General features: G+C 65.2%; 16 protein-coding genes. 7 read left to right on the top strand and 9 right to left on the bottom strand.

Going from position 1 to position 17,761, the window contains the following annotated elements; all coding sequences use genetic code 11:
* Positions 1-3: 3 nt before the first annotated feature.
* Positions 4-1,356, bottom strand: a complete 1,353-nt coding sequence (gene hisD / locus CJEIK_RS04175) for a histidinol dehydrogenase (RefSeq protein ID WP_005295855.1) — start codon at positions 1,354-1,356, stop codon at positions 4-6.
* 73 nt (positions 1,357-1,429) lie between these two features.
* Here hisD and CJEIK_RS04170 point away from each other — a divergent pair, with 73 nt between their 5' ends.
* Complete coding sequence (locus tag CJEIK_RS04170; RefSeq protein ID WP_248623868.1) at positions 1,430-2,677, top strand: hypothetical protein; 1,248 nt, start codon at positions 1,430-1,432, stop codon at positions 2,675-2,677.
* A 12-nt stretch (positions 2,678-2,689) separates the two neighbouring features.
* Here the strand turns inward: CJEIK_RS04170 and nadC are convergent, their stop codons facing one another.
* From nadC to CJEIK_RS04150, 4 genes are read right to left on the bottom strand one after another with little or no spacing between them, the layout of a single operon-like run.
* A complete protein-coding gene (gene nadC / locus CJEIK_RS04165) occupies positions 2,690-3,610 on the bottom strand; it encodes a carboxylating nicotinate-nucleotide diphosphorylase (protein ID WP_005295859.1) in 921 nt (306 codons plus the stop codon).
* 2 nt (positions 3,611-3,612) lie between these two features.
* Positions 3,613-4,641 carry a quinolinate synthase NadA gene (gene nadA, locus CJEIK_RS04160; RefSeq protein ID WP_005295862.1) on the bottom strand — a complete coding sequence of 343 codons (1,029 nt, stop codon included), beginning with the start codon at positions 4,639-4,641 and terminating at the stop codon, positions 3,613-3,615.
* 58 nt (positions 4,642-4,699) lie between these two features.
* On the bottom strand, positions 4,700-5,209 hold the full coding sequence (locus tag CJEIK_RS04155) for a hypothetical protein (protein WP_231913291.1): 510 nt from the start codon (positions 5,207-5,209) through the stop codon (positions 4,700-4,702).
* A 10-nt stretch (positions 5,210-5,219) separates the two neighbouring features.
* Complete coding sequence (locus CJEIK_RS04150; protein WP_005295866.1) at positions 5,220-5,768, bottom strand: hypothetical protein; 549 nt, start codon at positions 5,766-5,768, stop codon at positions 5,220-5,222.
* 67 nt (positions 5,769-5,835) lie between these two features.
* On the opposite strand from CJEIK_RS04150, the gene CJEIK_RS04145 reads away from it, so the two are divergent.
* Genes CJEIK_RS04145 through CJEIK_RS04125 form a run of 5 tightly spaced genes read left to right on the top strand, consistent with a single transcriptional unit; the run spans position 5,836 to position 12,729 of the window.
* The gene (locus tag CJEIK_RS04145) at positions 5,836-6,375 is read left to right on the top strand and encodes a TetR/AcrR family transcriptional regulator (protein ID WP_231913292.1); all 540 of its coding nucleotides are present in this window, start codon (positions 5,836-5,838) and stop codon (positions 6,373-6,375) included.
* A 10-nt stretch (positions 6,376-6,385) separates the two neighbouring features.
* Positions 6,386-8,590: a glycogen debranching protein GlgX gene (gene glgX, locus CJEIK_RS04140; protein WP_050760836.1), complete on the top strand. Its 2,205-nt coding sequence runs from the start codon at positions 6,386-6,388 to the stop codon at positions 8,588-8,590.
* 2 nt (positions 8,591-8,592) lie between these two features.
* Positions 8,593-9,375: a BRCT domain-containing protein gene (locus tag CJEIK_RS04135; RefSeq protein ID WP_005295873.1), complete on the top strand. Its 783-nt coding sequence runs from the start codon at positions 8,593-8,595 to the stop codon at positions 9,373-9,375.
* An 18-nt stretch (positions 9,376-9,393) separates the two neighbouring features.
* A complete protein-coding gene (gene treY, locus CJEIK_RS04130; RefSeq protein WP_005295875.1) occupies positions 9,394-11,742 on the top strand; it encodes a malto-oligosyltrehalose synthase in 2,349 nt (782 codons plus the stop codon).
* A gap of 3 nt (positions 11,743-11,745) precedes the next feature.
* A complete protein-coding gene (locus CJEIK_RS04125; protein WP_005295877.1) occupies positions 11,746-12,729 on the top strand; it encodes a GTP pyrophosphokinase in 984 nt (327 codons plus the stop codon).
* 18 nt (positions 12,730-12,747) lie between these two features.
* Here CJEIK_RS04125 and CJEIK_RS04120 read toward each other — a convergent pair whose 3' ends face one another.
* From CJEIK_RS04120 to CJEIK_RS04110, 3 genes are read right to left on the bottom strand one after another with little or no spacing between them, the layout of a single operon-like run.
* The gene (locus CJEIK_RS04120; RefSeq protein ID WP_050760837.1) at positions 12,748-13,143 is read right to left on the bottom strand and encodes an RNA-binding S4 domain-containing protein; all 396 of its coding nucleotides are present in this window, start codon (positions 13,141-13,143) and stop codon (positions 12,748-12,750) included.
* A gap of 9 nt (positions 13,144-13,152) precedes the next feature.
* The gene (locus tag CJEIK_RS04115) at positions 13,153-13,404 is read right to left on the bottom strand and encodes a hypothetical protein (RefSeq protein WP_005295880.1); all 252 of its coding nucleotides are present in this window, start codon (positions 13,402-13,404) and stop codon (positions 13,153-13,155) included.
* Between the two features lie 38 nt (positions 13,405-13,442).
* Entirely contained in the window at positions 13,443-14,126 is a 684-nt protein-coding gene (locus CJEIK_RS04110) for an IMPACT family protein (protein WP_005295883.1), read from the bottom strand.
* Between the two features lie 30 nt (positions 14,127-14,156).
* On the opposite strand from CJEIK_RS04110, the gene treZ reads away from it, so the two are divergent.
* Positions 14,157-15,860, top strand: coding sequence for a malto-oligosyltrehalose trehalohydrolase (treZ, locus tag CJEIK_RS04105; RefSeq protein WP_005295886.1), 1,704 nt, complete (start codon positions 14,157-14,159; stop codon positions 15,858-15,860).
* A 30-nt stretch (positions 15,861-15,890) separates the two neighbouring features.
* Here treZ and CJEIK_RS04100 read toward each other — a convergent pair whose 3' ends face one another.
* The gene (locus tag CJEIK_RS04100; protein ID WP_005295888.1) at positions 15,891-17,741 is read right to left on the bottom strand and encodes a pyruvate kinase; all 1,851 of its coding nucleotides are present in this window, start codon (positions 17,739-17,741) and stop codon (positions 15,891-15,893) included.
* Positions 17,742-17,761: the final 20 nt, after the last annotated feature.

Raw genomic sequence — 17,761 nt, 5'->3', positions numbered from 1 at the left:
GGTCTAGCCCTCCGTTCCGTTGGTGTTTGCGGTGCTGGTGCGCGCACTGATGGCTTCACCGTGGGCGGGCAGCCCCTCGGACTTCGACAGGGTGATTACCGTGTCGGCCACGCCCCGCAGGCCTTCCTCGTTGTAGTCGATGACGTGCACGGACTTCAGGAAAGTCAGCGTGGAAAGCCCCGAGGAGTGCCGCGCCGTGCCGGAGGTCGGCAGCACGTGGTTGGAGCCCGCGGCATAGTCGCCCAGCGGTACCGGGCTGAAGCGGCCGATGAAGATCGCACCGGCGTTTGTGATCTGCGCTGCTACCGCGTGGGCATCCTCGGTGTGGATCTCCAGGTGCTCGGCGCCGTAAGCATTCGCCGCGCGGATGCCCGCAGCGATGTCGTCCACGAGCACCACGCCGGACTGCTGCCCGTTGAGTGCTTCGGCGACGCGCTCGGAGTTCTGGGTGATGTGGTAGCGCTCGTTCATCTCAGCCACGACCTCGTCGGCCAGCTTCTCACTGTCCGTGATCAGCACGGAGGCCGCCATCGTGTCGTGCTCCGCCTGACTAATCAGGTCGTAGGCGATCTCCACCGCGTTGGCGCTCTCATCGGCCAGCACGGCGATCTCGGTCGGCCCCGCTTCGGAGTCGATGCCCACTACGGAGCGACACAGCCGCTTGGCGGCGGTGACGAAGATGTTGCCCGGTCCGGTCACCATGTCCACCGGCTCCAGCTCCTCGCCGCCTTCCGCGGTGGAGCCGTGCGCCAGCAGTGCCACGGCCTGCGCACCGCCGACAGCCCAGACCTCGTCCACGCCGAGCAGCTTGCAGGCTGCCAGCACGGTCGGGTGCGGCCAGCCGCCCTCCTGCGGTGGGGAGGCCACTACGAGGGACTCCACTCCGGCCTCCTGAGCTGGCACGACGTTCATGATCACGCTCGACGGGTACACCGCGTTTCCGCCCGGCGCGTACAGGCCTACGCGCTGGACGGGGATGAAACGCTCGGTCACAATGCCGCCCGGCGCGACCTCCACCTGCTTGTCTTCAGGCCGGATGGCGGAGTGGAATGCACGCACCCGCTTGATGGCCTCCTCGAGTGCTGCGATGACGTCGTCGGCCAAAGTCCCCACGGCGGCGTCAATAACCTCGGCAGGGACCCGCACCGAATCCGGGGTCACGCCATCGAAACGCTGTCCGATCTCCAGCGCCGCGCGTGCCCCGCCCTCGCGCACCTGGTCGACGATCGGTGCGACGGTGGGGATCACCGAGTCCACGTCCGTGCCCCCGCGCGGCAGCCGATGGCGCAGCTCGGCGGTAGTCGGGGCCTGCCCCCGCAGATCGATCCGGCTAAAGTCCAGCTGGGCGCTAGTCATCGTGTACGCAGCTTCCTTACTGATTAATTCTGAATAATTATTTACGGTTATGTACTGGGCTAAAGTTTACGCCATGGCCCAGACACTCCTTTCACTGCTCCGGGACAGCCGCACCGCCGCACAATCGGGTGCTTCTGCCGCGATAAGTTGGCGTTTGGCCAGCGACTTCGCGAGGCAGTACTGGCTGGCTACTCCCGACGAGGTGCCGGATGAGCTGGTGGGCGAGTTCTACAGCATGCGCGCCAGCGTCGCGGATCATCTGGGTTTCGCCGACGAAGCCATCGCCGCCTTGCGGGACCTGCGGGCCTGGGCACGCAGTAACGACGATCACGCGCTGGCTTTGGAAGCTTTGGCGCTGTTGGCGCACCAGTCGCTGACTCTGGAGGAGCGCCCCGCCACGTTGGCTGAGCTGCATTCGCCGCGGGAAATGCTGGCACAGCTGGCCCAGGGCTTCGCCGACTTTCGCCCGGACCCGGATTCCCCCACCCTCGCCGAGGCGCCGCACATCACCCACCGCGACCTGCCCAGGTCGATCGCCGCGCGGTTGACCTCGGCCGCCACGACGGGCTTTGCTGTGGCCACGAATCTTTCTGGTTCTGCTGATGACGCCACAGCCTTCGACTTCGCCGACACCTTTGCCCAACTCGTGCGGAGGTTCGGCTCGAAGCCCCCGAGCACGGCCGACCGGCAGCTGTGGTTCGCCCAGGAGGCCTGGTTCCGCGGGCGGCGCGAGGAGGCCTACGACCGGGTGACGGCGCTGATCGGCCGGTTGGAGGAAGACTCCCTGCTCGGCGGCGGCAGCACGGACGCACAGACCGTTTCCCTTTACGAGGCGCACGACATGCTGGCGCACTTCGAGATGTTCCGCGCCACCGAAAGCGTCGGCGATGATTCCTCCCTGGCCGCCGTGGCGGACCACTGGAAGGAATGCGTGCGCCTAGCTGGGAAGCTGGGCGCGGAAGTGATCGCCCTGCAGTGCGCGGGTCTGGCGGCGATGGCTCTACTCGGCGAGGGGCGCGAGGGCGAGGCCTGGGAGCTCGCCAGCGCGGAGCTGGCCGCCACGGAGGGCTGCCCCCTATCTCCCGCCATCCTGAACCTGCGCTACACCCTGGCAGAGGCGGCCCTGAACTGCGGACTTTTTGAGGAAGCCCTGGCGAACGCGCGCCTGGTGGCGGAGTGGTCGGAGTTCAGCGCCGACGACGAGCGCACCATCGGCGGCTATTCCATGGCGCTGGTCGCCGCCGCGGAGCTGGGCTACGCGGAAATAGCCGCAGAACTCGACGAGCGCCGACGGGCGGCGCTGGAACGCTGGGAAGCCTAAAAGGCCAGGACCCTAGTCCAGGCCGATGTCCAGTGCCCGCACGCTGTGGGTCAACCCGCCCACGGCCACGGACTCCACGCCCGCGGCGGCGTAGTCCCCGGCGACGTCCAGAGTGAGCCCGCCGGAGGATTCCAACAGCACCTGCGGAGCCAGCTGGTCGCGCAGCTCCACGGCCTTGCGCGTGTCCTCCACCGTGAAGTTATCCAGCAGCACCTGCGGCGGGCGAGCCTTGCCCTCCGCCAGCAGGTCGGAGAGCTGATCCAGGGTATCCACCTCGACCTCTACCCACGTGGTGGCGTCCTCCCCCAAGAACTCCCGCACCCGGGCATACGCCTCGGCTGCATTCGAGAGCTCCACGTGGTTGTCCTTGACCATCACCTGGTCGCCCAGATTGTAGCGGTGCGGGTAGCCACCACCGTGGACGATCGCACGCTTTTCCAGCATGCGCATGCCGGGCAGAGTCTTGCGGGAATCGCGAACCTTGCAGCCTTGCGGGCTGGTGGCCGCGGCCTCGACCGCATCGACCCACGCGCGGGTCTGCGTGGCGATGCCGGAGGCGTGGCTCAAGATGTTCAGCAATGTGCGTTCGAGCATGAGGATGTGCTGGATCTTTCCCTCCACCCGGGCAACCTCGTCCCCGGCCTCCACGCGGTCACCGTCAGCGACCAGCGGGACGAGCTCCACGTGCCGCTCGTCGGCGACCTCCGCGACGATGGCCAGCGCATCCAGCCCGCTGATCACACCGGCCTGGCGGGCGCGCATGACCTTCGTGCCGGTAGCGTCGGCGGGTACGGTCGCCAGGGTGCTGACGTCCGCGCCGTCGCCGAAGTCCTCCTCCAACGCGACCTTCGCCATGCGCAGATACGCTGCGCGGATGCGGGTGGGATCGGTCAGCTGTGCCGGGTAGGGAAGTTCCACTGCTTGCTCTTCCACGCCTACTCCCCGCTTCCCGGGTTGCCGATGGCGATCATGCGCTCCACGGAACGACGGGCCGCTGCGGCGGTCTCCTCGTCCACCGTCACCTCGTCCTCGCCCAGCGCCAGGCAGCGCAGCAGGGCCGCCGGGGTGATCATCTTCATGTACGTGCAGGCCGCCCGGTCGTTCACGGCGCGGAAGTCCACCTCCGGGTTGGCCTGGCGCAGCTGGTGCAGCATGCCGACCTCGGTGGCGACCAGCACGGTGGACTGGTTGGTGGACTTGGCCTGCGAGATCATGTCGCCGGTGGAGAGCATCTTCACCCGCTCCGGCTCCACAATGCCCTCGCCCGCCAGGTAGATGGCGGAGTTGGCGCAGCCGCACTCCGGGTGGATAAACAGATCCGCCGTCGGGTTATCGTGCGCCTGCTGGCTCAGCTCCTGGCCAGAGATGCCGGCGTGCACGTGGCACTCGCCTGCCCAGACGTGGATGTTGTCCCGCCCGGTCTCGCGGCGCACGTGAGCGCCGAGGAACTGGTCGGGGCCAAACAGCACCTCCTGATCCTCCGGCAGGCTGGCCACCACGTCCACCGCGTTGGAGCTGGTGCAGCAGATGTCCGTCAGGGCCTTCACATCGGCGGTGGTGTTCACGTAGCTGACCACCACGGCCCCCGGGTGCTCGGCCTTCCACTCACGCAGCTCGTCGGCTGTAAGGGAATCGGCCAGGGAGCACCCCGCGTTGGCGTCAGGAATAAGAACAGTCTTTTCCGGCGACAGGATCTTCGCCGTCTCGGCCATAAAGTGCACGCCGCAGAAAACGATCACGTCGGCGTCCGTCTCCGCCGCGATGCGCGACAGCGCGAGGGAATCGCCGGTATGGTCGGCGATGTCCTGGATCTCCGGTAGCTGGTAGTTATGCGCCAGGATCAGCGCATTCTTCTCTTCCTTCAGCCGGCGAACTTCCGCGGCCCACTCGTCGGTGGAGATGCCATCCGGCAAGGTCCAGAGGCCATCCACGCGACTGATACTCTCTATGGTTTTGTTAAGCATTCCCCCACTTTAGTCCCTGACAAGTCCATAGCAGCGCGTTTCTGCCTAAAGTCCCCGGCTAGTCTTCAAAGTCCTCCGGGTCCGCGAAGGTCGCCGAAATCCAGTAAGCAATCAGCGCCAGCGCCGGAGCTACTACCAGCCCCACCGAGGGGTTTACGGTCTCCAGGATGTGAAAGACATCGCCGGCCTGCGGGTCCTCCGGGATCGGGTCGGCGTGTAGTTTTTCGGCCACGCTGACCCCCACCGTCCAGGCCGCAACGGTGCCCCACAGTACGGACAGGGCTGTCCACAGCATCATCAGCAGCCCCCGCATGCGCGTGCGAAAGGCCCACAGCGCCACCGCGATACTCGCCAACGCCGTCAGCACCACGAAGTAGGCAAATCCACGGAAAGAGGCATCCTCGGTTCCCGGAGCCATGTCTGCCCCGCCATCAGTGGCCACCACTAGTTCGGAGGTCGGGTGAATCACGCCCCAGAGCACGCCTAGCAGCAGGAAGCTTACGAGCGTAATGAAGAGGACCTGCGCTGCTTCCCCGATCGGGCGGGGGATTCTAAAAGTTCTGCTCAACGCGCTAGTCCTACTCGCCATCCTGGGTTTCCGCGGTGTCTGGAACGCCCACGGCGTGGCAGAACTTCCACTTCTCGTCCTCGCGCTTGAAATACATGCGGTTGGAGTCTGTGCGCTCGGCCTCAGAGATCGTGACCGTGGCGTGCGCATTATCCCCCTCAGCCATCACCTCCTGAATGTCGGTGATATTCGGTGTTCGGCCCGGCTGCTCGTCGAAGTTGCCCTGCCCTGCCGAAGCGTCGGCCTGTTGACGCGCGACCTCCTCACCGCCCTGCTGCTCGATGTCGGCTTTGCAGGTGTTGTCGATAGTCCAATGCAGATATTCGTCCATGGGACGGGCACCATTGCTCAGCCCGTGCAGCAGGTCGGTGATCTGCTGCTTGTCTTCGTCACTGGCCGGGTTTGTGTAGACCGGCCCTTCGGGCAGAGACTCTTGGGCCTGTTCTGTTTGACTCGACTCGCCGCTGTTATCGCTGTTGTCTCCGTCGTTCGACCCGCACGCCGTGAGCGCGAGGGGTAACGCGCACAGCGCAACAACGCATGTCTTACGAATCTTCATGTCGCTCACCCTACGGCAATGTAGTCCACTACCCTTGAATACCGTGCAGTTAAACCGCAAGAAAATCGTGAGTACCGCAGTCGACATTCTGCAGCAGTACGGCCTGGCCGACCTCACGATGCGGCGGCTCGCCCGCGCCCTCGACGTTGCACCCGGCGCCCTGTACTGGCATTTCCCCAACAAGCAGGCGCTTCTGGGAGGCATTGCCGAGTCGATCCTCACCGCGGTGCCCGCCCGCCCCGGCAGTGCGGCAGATTATTGTTCTTTTCTTTTTGACGCCCTTACCTCCCTGCGCGACGGTGCCGACATCACGCTGGCGGCGGTAGCCAGCGGGACGCTTGATCGGGACATGGCGGAAGAACTCAGCGTAGAACTCAGCACAGAGCTCAGCGCCGAACCGGATACGAACCCCAGCGCGCTTGACGGCGCGAAGCTTCTCCTGCGCTTTGTTTTCGGTTCTGTCCTGGAACTCCAGGCACGTCAGAGCGTCGCCATGAATCTGGGAGGACCAGCAGGCGAGCAGGAACAAGACGTGCCTTCCGAAGCTCGCGCACGCCAGGAAGTAGTGCTGGGAGTAGAAGCAATACTGCGCGGCCTTAGCCGTTAGAATGGTGCCCATGACTTTCGGACTGTCAGATAAAAGTGGATTGCGTGCGCCCGGCGAGCCTTTGGTCGGATGGCCCGGTAAGCCCTACCCTCTCGGCGCCACTTTCGACGGCAACGGCACCAATTTTGCTCTGTTCACAGAGGTCGCGGAATCCGTTGAACTCTGCCTCTTCGACAGTCAAGGCGCTGAGACCCGGGTGAAGATGGAGGAGGTCGACGCGGACATCTGGCACTGCTACCTCCCTGGCATCGTCCCTGGCCAGCGCTATGGCTTCCGCGTTGACGGTCCGTGGGACCCCGCACGAGGACTGCGCTGCGATCCTTCCAAGCTGCTGATGGACCCCTACGGCAAGTCCTTCGACGGCGCCTTCGACGGCGATGCCTCCCTGTTTAGCTATGACATCAACGACCCGGAAAACCCGGAGGGGCGTAACCAGGAGGATTCCGCCCCGCACGCGATGCGCTCGGTGGTGATCAACCCCTACTTCGACTGGCACCACGACCGCCGTCCGAACATTGAGATGCACAAGACCGTCATCTACGAGACCCACGTCAAGGGCCTGACGATGACTCACCCGGACGTCCCGGAGCACCTGCGCGGCACCTACGCCGGACTGGGCCACCACTCCATCGTGGAGTACTTCAAGGACCTGGGTGTCACGGCCGTGGAGCTAATGCCGGTGCATCAGTTCGTCCACGACGACCGCCTGCGTGACCTCGGCTTGCGCAACTACTGGGGCTACAACACCCTGGGCTTTTTCGCCCCGCACCGGGATTACGCTGCTTCTCCTAGCGCGGAGGGCGCAATCGCGGAGTTCAAGCAAATGGTCCGCAGCTACCACGAAGCGGGCATCGAGGTGATCCTGGATGTGGTCTACAACCACACCAGCGAGGGCAACCACATGGGCCCTACCCAGAACTTCCGCGGTATCGACAACGCCGCCTACTACCGCCTGGTCGACGGCGACGAGGCGCACTACATGGACTACACGGGCACGGGTAACTCCCTGAACGTCCGCCACCCGCACACTCTGCAGCTGATCATGGATTCCCTGCGCTACTGGGTAACGGAGATGCATATCGACGGCTTCCGCTTCGACCTGGCCTCCACCCTGGCCCGAGAATTCCACGACGTGGACCGCCTTTCCGCATTCTTCGACCTGGTCCAGCAAGATCCGGTGGTCAGCCAGGTCAAGCTCATCGCCGAGCCCTGGGACGTCGGCGAGGGCGGCTACCAGGTGGGTAACTTCCCGGCCCTGTGGAACGAGTGGAACGGAAAGTACCGCGATACGGTGCGCGACTTCTGGCGTGGCGAACCCTCCACCCTGGGCGAGTTCGCTTCCCGCCTCACCGGCTCCTCGGACCTGTACACCGGCCGGCGGCCCACGGCCTCCATCAACTTCATCACCGCCCACGACGGCTTCACCCTCAACGACTTGGTCAGCTACAACGACAAGCACAACGAGGCCAACGGCGAGGACAACCGCGATGGTGAGAGCCACAACCGCTCCTGGAACTGTGGCGTGGAAGGCCCCACGGATGACGCAGAGGTTGTGCAGCTGCGCGACAAGCAGCGCCGCAACTTCCTGACCACCCTCATGCTCTCCCAGGGCACACCGATGCTCTCCCACGGCGACGAGATTGGCCGCACCCAGGGCGGAAACAACAACGTCTACTGCCAGGACAACGAGATCGCCTGGATGAACTGGGAGAACATGGATAAGGATCTGCACGCCTTCACGCGCTACCTCATCCACCTGCGCCAGGCGCACCCGGTGTTCCGCCGCCGTCGCTTCCTGGCGGGCGGCCCGCTGGGCCAGGACGTGGCCAAGCGCGACATCGCGTGGCTCACCCCGGATGGCGATGTGATGTCTGATTCCGATTGGAACGCGGACTTCGGTAAGTCCCTGATGGTTCACCTCAACGGCATGGCCATCGAGGAGCCGGATCCGCAGGGCCGCCCGGTGGAGGACGATTCCTTCATCTTCTGCTTCAACGCCCACCACGAGCCGATCACGTTCACGCTGCCGCGCCGCCACAAGGTGATGCACGTGGAGCCGAGCGAAGAGGAAAGCTGGACCGTCGTCGTGGATACCGCGGAGCCGACTGGCGTGCCGGAGGAAACCCGCCGCTTCGCCGGTGGCGACACTCTGGAGATCGCCGCGCGCAGCACCGTGGTTCTGCAGCGCCCGATCACCACGGAGGTCAAGCTCTAGGCATGGCCGCCGCTTCGTCCCCCTCCCCCGCAACCTTCCCCGCCCGTGGCGCGGAGGTCACCGTCTCCACCGAGGAGATCCGGGTGACCCGCTCGCCGCTGGCTTCCTCACTGCACCCGGATGTCGCCCGCCCCGCCGACGAGCTCATCGGCTGGTACAAGCAGGCACCCGAAGGCTGTTCGCCGGGGTACATCCAATTGCTTTTTGACGCCGAACGTCCCCGCGTGAACTTCTCTCCCTCACAAGCCGAGGAGTTCGCCGCGCTGGATCTTCAGCTCACCAACCTGCAGGCGGGCTACCCCCTAGAAGCCGGCGCTGCGGGCACCGGGGCTGCCAAGGCGGGCGGCACTGAGTCCGCCGAGAGCACCGCGAGCACAGAGATCTCCGCCGCGGAATGGGTCAGCTCCGCTGGATCCGCCAGCGGCGGGGACGAGGGGGCGTCACCAAAGAAGCAACAGAAGCGCTCGCCGGCGCCGTGGGCGAAAGTAGCCACCCCGGACGAAGTCCCCGAGACAAACGAGGAGGCGGACATCGACGGGCCCATCTACGGGCAGACGGTGTGCGTGACCGGCGACGTGGAGCCCTATGACAAGGGCGAGGTGTGGGACATGATCGCCTCCCGCGGCGGCGTGGTGGCCAAGAACGTAACGAAGAAGACGACAATGCTTATCGTAGGCGAATGGCATTCCATGACCTCGAAGGAAAAGCGCGCCCGCGAGCTGCAAGATAAGGGCCAGGAGCTGCAGATCATTGGGTTCCAGGAGTTCCTGCAGCTGATCAAGTAGGCAAGTAGCCTAGAGGGCATGTCAGCGACCTATCGCCTTCAGCTCCGCGGACCTGGATCCGACCCCGCCCAAGCCTTCACTTTCGCAGATGCAGAAGAGCACCTGCCCTACTTTTCCCGCCTCGGGGTTTCGCACCTCTACCTCTCCCCGGTGATGCAAGCGCCGCAGGAATCCACCCACGGCTACGATGTCACTGACCCGTCTGTCATTAACCCCGAACTCGGAGGCATCGACGGTTTGCGGTCCCTGGCCGAAAAGGCCCACGAGGCAGGCATCAAGCTGCTGCTGGACATCGTGCCGAACCACGTTGGCGTGGACGATCCGCAGCTGAACCCCTGGTGGTGGGACCTGCTGAAGAACGGCAAGGAGTCCGAGTACGCGGAGTACTTCGACGTCGACTGGTCCGAGGACAACGGCGCAGGCGGGCGACTAGGTCTGCCGGTGCTGGGCAGCGAGGACGACGTCGCAGAACTGCGGATTGAAGAGGGCACAGAGAACACTGAGCCGACGCTGTGCTACTACGACAACCGCTTCCCCATCGCCGAGGGCACACTCGGCGGCACCCCACAGGAAGTGCACGATCGCCAGCACTACCGCCTGATGTACTGGCGCGACGGGGTGATCAACTACCGCCGCTTCTTCAGCATCAATGGGCTGGCGGGCTTGCGGCAGGAAGACCCGGTGGTGTTCGAGCACTCCCACCGCATCCTGAACCAGCTGATCGCGGCGAACATTATCGACGGCGTGCGCGTCGACCACCCGGATGGTCTGGCGGACCCCTTCAACTACTTGAAGCAGCTGCGCAAGCTGATCGGCGACGAACGTTGGCTGCTGGTGGAGAAGATCCTTGGGGTCACCGAGCCGCTGGATCCCCGCCTGACGGTTGACGGCACCACCGGCTACGACGCGCTGCGTGAACTGGACGGCGTGTTCGTCCACCGCCCGGCCGTGGGAACCATGGCCAACCTCGCGCTGGACATGACCGGCTCCAAGTGGGACGCAGAGGCCTTCGAGAAAGCCGAATACGAATTGAAGTCCGAAGTGGCCAATAAGGAGCTCGCAGCCGAGGTCCGCCGCCTGGCCCGCGCCGTGCGCAGCGATAACTGGTCCACCTCCGGCGAGGCCGTATCCGACGAGGAGTTGCGCGAAACCCTGATCGAGTTGATCGCCTCCATGCCGGTGTACCGCGCGGACTACGAGTCTCTGTCGCGTGTGACCAGCAGCGTGATCGCCCAGATGATCATCCGCTACCCAGAGCGCGCCGATGCTTTGGACCTGATCTCTACCGCCCTGATCTCCCGCGGCGAGGCGAACGTCCGCTTCGCCCAGGTCTGCGGCGCGGTGATGGCCAAGGGCGTGGAGGATACCGCCTTCTACCGCGGCTCCCGCCTGGTGAGCCTGCAGGAGGTCGGCGGCGCCCCCGGCCGATTCGGCGTTTCCCCCGCCGAGTTCCACCTGCTGCAGGCCGAACGCGCCCGCCTGTGGCCGAAGGCGATGACCACCCTCACGACCCACGACACGAAGCGTGGCGAGGACGTGCGCAGCCGCATCAGCTGCATCACCGAGTCCGCCGAGCGTTTCGCCGAGCTCTGCGACGGCATCGAGTACGTCGACGGCGGCACCTGCCACTTCCTGCTGCAGAACATGATCGGCGTGTGGCCGGTGGACGGCAACGTGACCGACGAGCTCCGGGAGCGCATTCACGCCTACGCAGAGAAGGCAATGCGCGAGGCTGGCGTGCACACCACCTGGTTCGACGTGAACGAGGAGTTCGAAACCTCCATCCACCAGTGGATCGATTCCACCATCGATACTCAAGGCGAAGAAATCACCGCGTTCGTCGCGGACATCGCCCCGGCGGCGGAGGTGGTCTCCATCTCCAAGAAGCTGCTGCAGATCATGGGGCCCGGTATTCCGGACATCTACCAGGGAACGGAGTTCTTCACCGACTCGCTGGTGGACCCGGACAACCGCCGCAAGGTGGACTTCACCGAGCGCATGGAGGCCCTGGATCGTGTTTCCCGCGGGGACGTGCGCAGCACCGACGACGAGCGCCTGTACGTCATCGCCACCGCTCTACAGGTCCGCAACCAGTTCGAGCTGGACGAGGCCAGCTACCTGCCCGTCATGGCCACCGGCGCCATGGAGCGCCACGTTCTGGGCACCTTGCGCGGCGAGGACGTCATCACACTCGTCACCCGCCGTCCGCTGGACATCCTGCGCGACGGCTGGGCCGAAACGACGGTCGCCCTGCCCGAGGGCGTGTGGGAGGATCGCCTCTCCGGCAGCATGTGGGAGGGCGAGGTACCGCTGGACAGCCTGTTTAGCGAGCGCGGCCAAGCAATCCTCACACGCATGGGGGCTTAAACATTGACCAAGAAAGCCCGCAAAGCTCTGCAGGACTACGACGCCTGGATCCACGCGCACCCCACCGTCGCCGCCGACCTGGAGGCACATATTATTGATGTTCTTGATGACGCCGGCCTGACGTTTGACCGCGTGAGCGTTCGCATTAAGGACCGGACGAGCTTCGCCCGCAAACTCTCCAACGAGAAGTACCCGGAATACGACTCGTTTACGGACGCCCACGACGTGATCGGCGTCCGCGTGATCACTTTCCACTCCTCGGAGATCCCACAGCTCAAGGACGCACTATCCGGCCTGTTCACAGTGGTACGAGTGATCGACAAGGCCGCCGAAACCGCACGCGAGGGTCGCTTCGGGTACGCCAGCCAACACCTGATTGTCTCCGCTAAGGATGAGCCGTGGGCAGCTGAGAAAGGGGCGTCACCAAAGTACATAGAGATACAACTGCGCACGGTGCTGCAGCACGCATGGGCCGAGTTCGAACACGATGTGCGCTACAAAAACCAGCAGCGACCAGAAAGCAGCTCCCCCGAAGTACAGCGCGCATTTACCCTGGCCGCGGGGCTCATCGAGTTGGCGGATGAGCAGTTCGACAAAATCGCGGGCATCATCGACACCGCCGGTGAAGAGGTCGAGGGGACGCTCGACGAGGAGTCGCTACCGCGCGTGCTGAGCCGCATCGTGGGTTCGGAGTACCCGACCTCGCGCGTGGACTACTACCACTACGCCATCGAGATGCTGGCCGCCCACGAGATCACGACTGTCGCGCAACTCCGCAAGCTGCTGGCGCCGAAGCGGCTGAAGGCACTGCGCAAGGCGATGGACTACCCCTACTTCCCCGGCCAGGTGCGTCTGGTGGACGACATGCTGCTGTTCGCCTACGGGCGCGAGCACATCCGCAAGACGGTACACATTGGCGACAATGCGCAGTCGCGCCCCGGCAGGCTGGGTAACAGGTGGCAGCAGCTGGGGCAGAAGACTGGTTAGCCCCAGCTAAAGCTGGGGCTAGAGCTCGCCGCGCTTGAAGCGCTCCAGCTGGCGGCGCTCCCGCTTCGTCGGGCGGCCGGCTCCCCGATCCCGGCGCGGCATGGCGGGGATCACCGGCGGGGGCGGCGAATGGTCGATGTAGGCCTTGCGGGCAAGCTCCGCGCCCACGCGCTTGGAAAGCAGCTGCGTGACCTCCACGATGTGCTCGCGGTGGTGGATCCACACGCGCACCGTATCGCCCACCACGACCGGCTGGGCGGGCTTAACCGAAACGTCGTTGATCTTCACGTGCCCGGCGCGGCAGGCCTCCGCGGCCTGGGCGCGAGTCTTGCATAGGCGAACGGCCCACACCCAGGCATCGATGCGGACTTTACTGGGAGTGTTGGATGGGCTAGAAGTTGCAGGGCTGGCCAACGGGGTGCGTCACCACTGATCTTCGTGCTCGACGATGCCCTTGATCTTAAAGCCGCTGTAGGCAATGAACGCCACCGCCAGGATCGGCACGATAATGGCGAAGAAAGTGGTGGGCAGAATCGTCAGTCCACCGATCAGGCTTACCGCGCCGATGCCACCCGCGATCTGAATGTTCCGGGTGTGCTTGCGAACCTCCGCCTTGCGCTGGGAGATGGGATCGTTGCCCGGGCGGCTGGCGGGCAGGTTTCCGTAATAGCTCATGGTTCTCCAGTGTAGTTAGTCAGCTTGTGGTTAATCAGCTACTGCGCGTCCTCGATCCAGCGCTGCCCCTCCAGGTGAGCCTCCACTGCTCCGCTGGTGATGCTGGCCAGGAAGTCAGGCAGTGGCGCGCCGGGTTCGCAGGCGATCGCCAGCTCCGCTGCGGCCTTGTATTCCACTCCCACCACGGTGTATCCGGCGGCGCGGACTTCGGCTTCCACGCGCCCGGCGTCTGCGTGGGGTACCTCGCAGGTGTACAGGTCCAGTTGGCGGCGCAGTGCCAACGGCACCTGCTGCAGTACCTCGCGAGTGGCTTCCTGGTAGGCGCGTACCAGCCCGCCGGTGCCTAGCTTCACCCCGCCGAAGTAGCGCACCACCACGACCGCCACGTCCTGCAGCGGTTCCGGCTCGTGCCAACCTTTCAGCACCTCCAGCATGGGCTGGCCTGCGGTGCCCGCGGGTTCTCCGTCGTCGCTGGAACGCTCGATCGGCTGCGCGGCGTCCACCTGCACCACGAAAGCGCTGCAGTGGTGGCGTGCGTCCGGGTACTCGCGGCGGATGCCGCCAATAAAGTCGCGGGCCTCTTCCTCGGTGGCGCAGCGTGCGGCCAGGGCGATAAAGCGGGAGCGCTTGATCTCCACCTCCGCGGTATACCTACCCGGTTGCGGGCGGACGTACGAGGGTTCGGGGTGGGAGGCGCTCTGCGGCGCTGTATCGTCAGGCATGTTCCCATTATCGCAGCTAGGGTTGAACACATGTATTCCGTGTGGGCTCCCCTGGCCGAGAACGTAGAACTGGTCCTGCAACCTGCGCAAACAAGCACCGGTGCCGAACAGCGCATCCCCATGACCCGCGAGGCGGATAACTGGTTCCTCGCCGAGGTACCTGCCAACCCCGGCGACCGCTACGGCTTCTCCGTCGACGGCTCCCCCGTCTTCCCCGACCCGCGCTCCAAGCGCCAGCCCGACGGCATCCACGGCCTGTCGGAGGTGTGGAGAATCGACAAGCCTCGCAAGCAGCTGGGCCGTCCGCTGCGTGGCGAGGTTCTCTACGAGCTGCACATCGGCACATTCACCCCGGAAGGCACCTTCGACGCGGCGATTGAAAAGCTTGACGAGCTCAAAGCTGTGGGCGTCACCGCCATCGAGCTCATGCCCGTGCAGCCCTTCGGCGGCGAGCGTAACTGGGGCTACGACGGCGTGATGTGGCACGCGGTCACGGACGTTTACGGTGGTCCGGACGGATTGTTGAGGCTTATTGACGCCGCCCACGACCGCGACCTGGCCGTGGTGTTGGACGTGGTGTACAACCACTTCGGCCCCGACGGTAACTACACCGGGGTGTTCGGCCCCTATACCGCCGGCGGCTCGACCGGCTGGGGTGACGTGGTTAATCTGCAGGGCCGGGATTCCGACGAGGTGCGCACCTACATTCTGGAGGCAGTGCACCAGTGGACCCAGGAGTTCGGAGTGGACGGCCTACGCCTGGACGCGGTGCACGCGCTAGACGATACGGGCGCGGTGAGCCTGATCGAGCAGATCCGCGATGCAGCCGAGCCCGCTTGGATCATGGCCGAATCGGATCAGAACGATCCCGTGTACACCGAGGGCTACAAGGTCGCGCAGTGGAACGACGACATCCACCACGCGATCCACACCGTGATCTCCGGCGAGGGTCACGCCTACTACTCCGACTTCGGCACGGTGGAGGTACTGGCCACCACATTCCAGCGGGTGTTCTGGCACGACGGGCGCTATAGCTCCTTCCGCGGGCGCACACACGGCAAGCCGGTGACGGACCCGGAGCTGTGGCGCTTCGTGACGTACACGACCACCCACGACCAGACCGGCAACCGTGCCGCGGGCGATCGGCCGAGCATGAACCTGTCGGTGAACCAGCAGCTGGCGAAGGCCACACTGGTGCTGACCAGCCCGTTTACCCCGATGCTGTTTATGGGCGAGGAATGGGGTGCCTCCACCCCGTTTGCGTTCTTCGTCGACCACGAAAACGAGGAGCTCAATCAGGCCACCCGCGAAGGCCGCATGCGCGAGTTCGCCCGCGCCGGGTGGGATCCGAAGGAAGTTCCGAACCCGGCGGCGGAGGAAACCTTCCGAAACAGCGTGCTGAAGTGGGCGGAGCGCACGGAGCACCCACATGCGGAGGTGCTGCGCGCGTACACGGAGCTGCTAGAGTTCCGCCGCACCCACCGCCTGGCCGAGGCGGAGCTGCTGGACATCCGCTGGTGGGCCGACGGCGAGGAGCCGGTCAGCGAGGATCTGGCGGGAGTGAACCCGACGGTGCCTCCGGTCGACGCAGCCGACGAGCTGGCGCACGGCCGCTGGATCGAGCTGACCTACCAGGCACCGGAATCGCTGGTGAAGGTAACCGTGAACCTGGCCGACGCGCCCCACGATCGCCTGGGGCTCGGCCCGTGGGAGGCGCGCTACAGCGCCCAGTAGCTAGCCGCAGCTGGCCGGTTAGTTGACCGGTTATTGCCAGCTGCGCACGTGGTGCAGCAGCATACGGTTCTTACGCTGCGAGCGGTCCATCTTCACGCCGATCTCCCGCAGGATCGCGATAGCCTCCGGAATGTGCGGCCCCTTGTTCAGCATGATGCACTCGGCGCGTAGTGCCCACGCCACGTCGGTAATCTCCGCGCGGGTCGGCAGCCCGGACTTCGCCATCGATTCCAGCACCTGCGTGCCGATGATCAACGGCACGTGCGCGGCCTCCACCATCGCCATCACCTGTCCGGGCACCTCCGCCATCCGGGCGAAGCCCATCTCCACGGCCAGGTCGCCGCGGGCAAGCATCACGCCAAGCTTCGCGTGTTGCATGCCCTCCAGCAGGATGGTGGTCAGGTTCTCGAATGCGGGGATCGTCTCAATCTTCAGCACCAGGCCGAGGTCGTCAGCACCCAGCTCGCGGAACTTCTCCAAGACGTAGGCCACATCCTCGCGGGTACGGATAAAGCTCACCGCGGCCATGTCCGCGTGCTCGGCTACGAACGCCAGCGCGGCCTCGTCCTCCTCGGTCAGGCTCGGCAGCGGCAACTCCGTGTCAGGCAGGTTAATGCCCTTGTACTCCGCCAGCTTCGCCCCGCCGCGGGTGACCAGCAACTCCGCCTCGACTGTGTCCTCTGGGGCCTCTGGGCTCTCTGTGTCCTCTGCTTCCCGAATCTCCACTACCTTCGCCGCGATCGCCCCATCGTCGAACAGCACCTGCTGGCCCACCTCGAGCGCCCGCACCGCCTCCGGCAGCGTACAGCTGATCTTCGGTATGCCACCGGCCTGCGGGTCGCACACCACGTCGGCGCTGGTCAACACAATCCTGTCCCCAGTCTGCGGCCGCAGCTTCTGCAGCACCTGTGGCACCGCTCCCACCGCCGTCTTCGCCTTCTCCGTTTTCAGCTCCGCGCCGAGCTGCAGGTAGATGTTCTGCTGCCCCTCCGCCAGGGCGCCCTCGCTGTCTTTCTTAATGACGCCCAGTTTCCGCTTCTTGCCGCGTGCATCCACGACACGGACAGTCTCTCCAACCTCCAGGGCATCAAAGAACTCCCGGGACACGTGCACGCTCACGATTGGGCGGCCCAGCGTGTTCTCCGCCATGGGGGCCTCGGCCAGCTCTTGGTCCTCCGGGATCATCCACAGGCGGCAGGGCTGGATCACCGTGCCCGCGTCGTCCCGTTGCACGCGCACACGCACCACCGCCGGGCCCGGCGCGATGCGGCCGGTGCGGATCTTCGGCCCGGCCAGATCCATGCTGATGGGAATGTAACGCCCCGCAGCTTTGCCTGCCGCGCGGACGTTGTCGATCATCCGCTTCCACACCTCCGGCCCGTCGTGGGCGCAGTTGATGCGCGCCAGCTCCATGCCGGAATCTACCAGCCGGGCGACCAGTTCTTGATCGTAGGCGGCCTCGATCGGCAGGGTGACCATGATGTACGAGGAGTCCCCTGGCAAAGCCTCCGTCCCGAAGAGAGCCTCCGTGTGCTGTTCAAGCAGCTCATCGGCCCCCACGATGGCGTCCGCAACGTCCTCCTCAGCGAACTGCGGCGAGCGACCATCCAGAGCCGAGACCACGTTGTGCGCGGCTTGTAAGCGCGCCTTAACCGCCGGCTCCGCGGTAGACAGGCGCGTGGCACCCAGGCTCTCCAGGTTCCCCTGCAGGCCGCGGCGGTCGCTGGTGCGCAGCGTGGTGTAGTGCACCAGGTTGCGGGCGCCGACGAAGTGGGTCGGCGCAGTAGCGCGGATCTCCGGATACCAGTGCAGGGTTTGGCTATCGAGTTCGTCGAGGAGCTCCTCGATCGCTTCTAGGACGGTTTGCTTGTTGACCTGCATGGTGAAGGGACATCTCCTAA

Source organism: Corynebacterium jeikeium, assembly GCF_028609885.1.
Lineage (GTDB): Bacteria > Actinomycetota > Actinomycetes > Mycobacteriales > Mycobacteriaceae > Corynebacterium > Corynebacterium jeikeium.
This window is presented reverse-complemented; position numbering and strand designations above follow the sequence as displayed.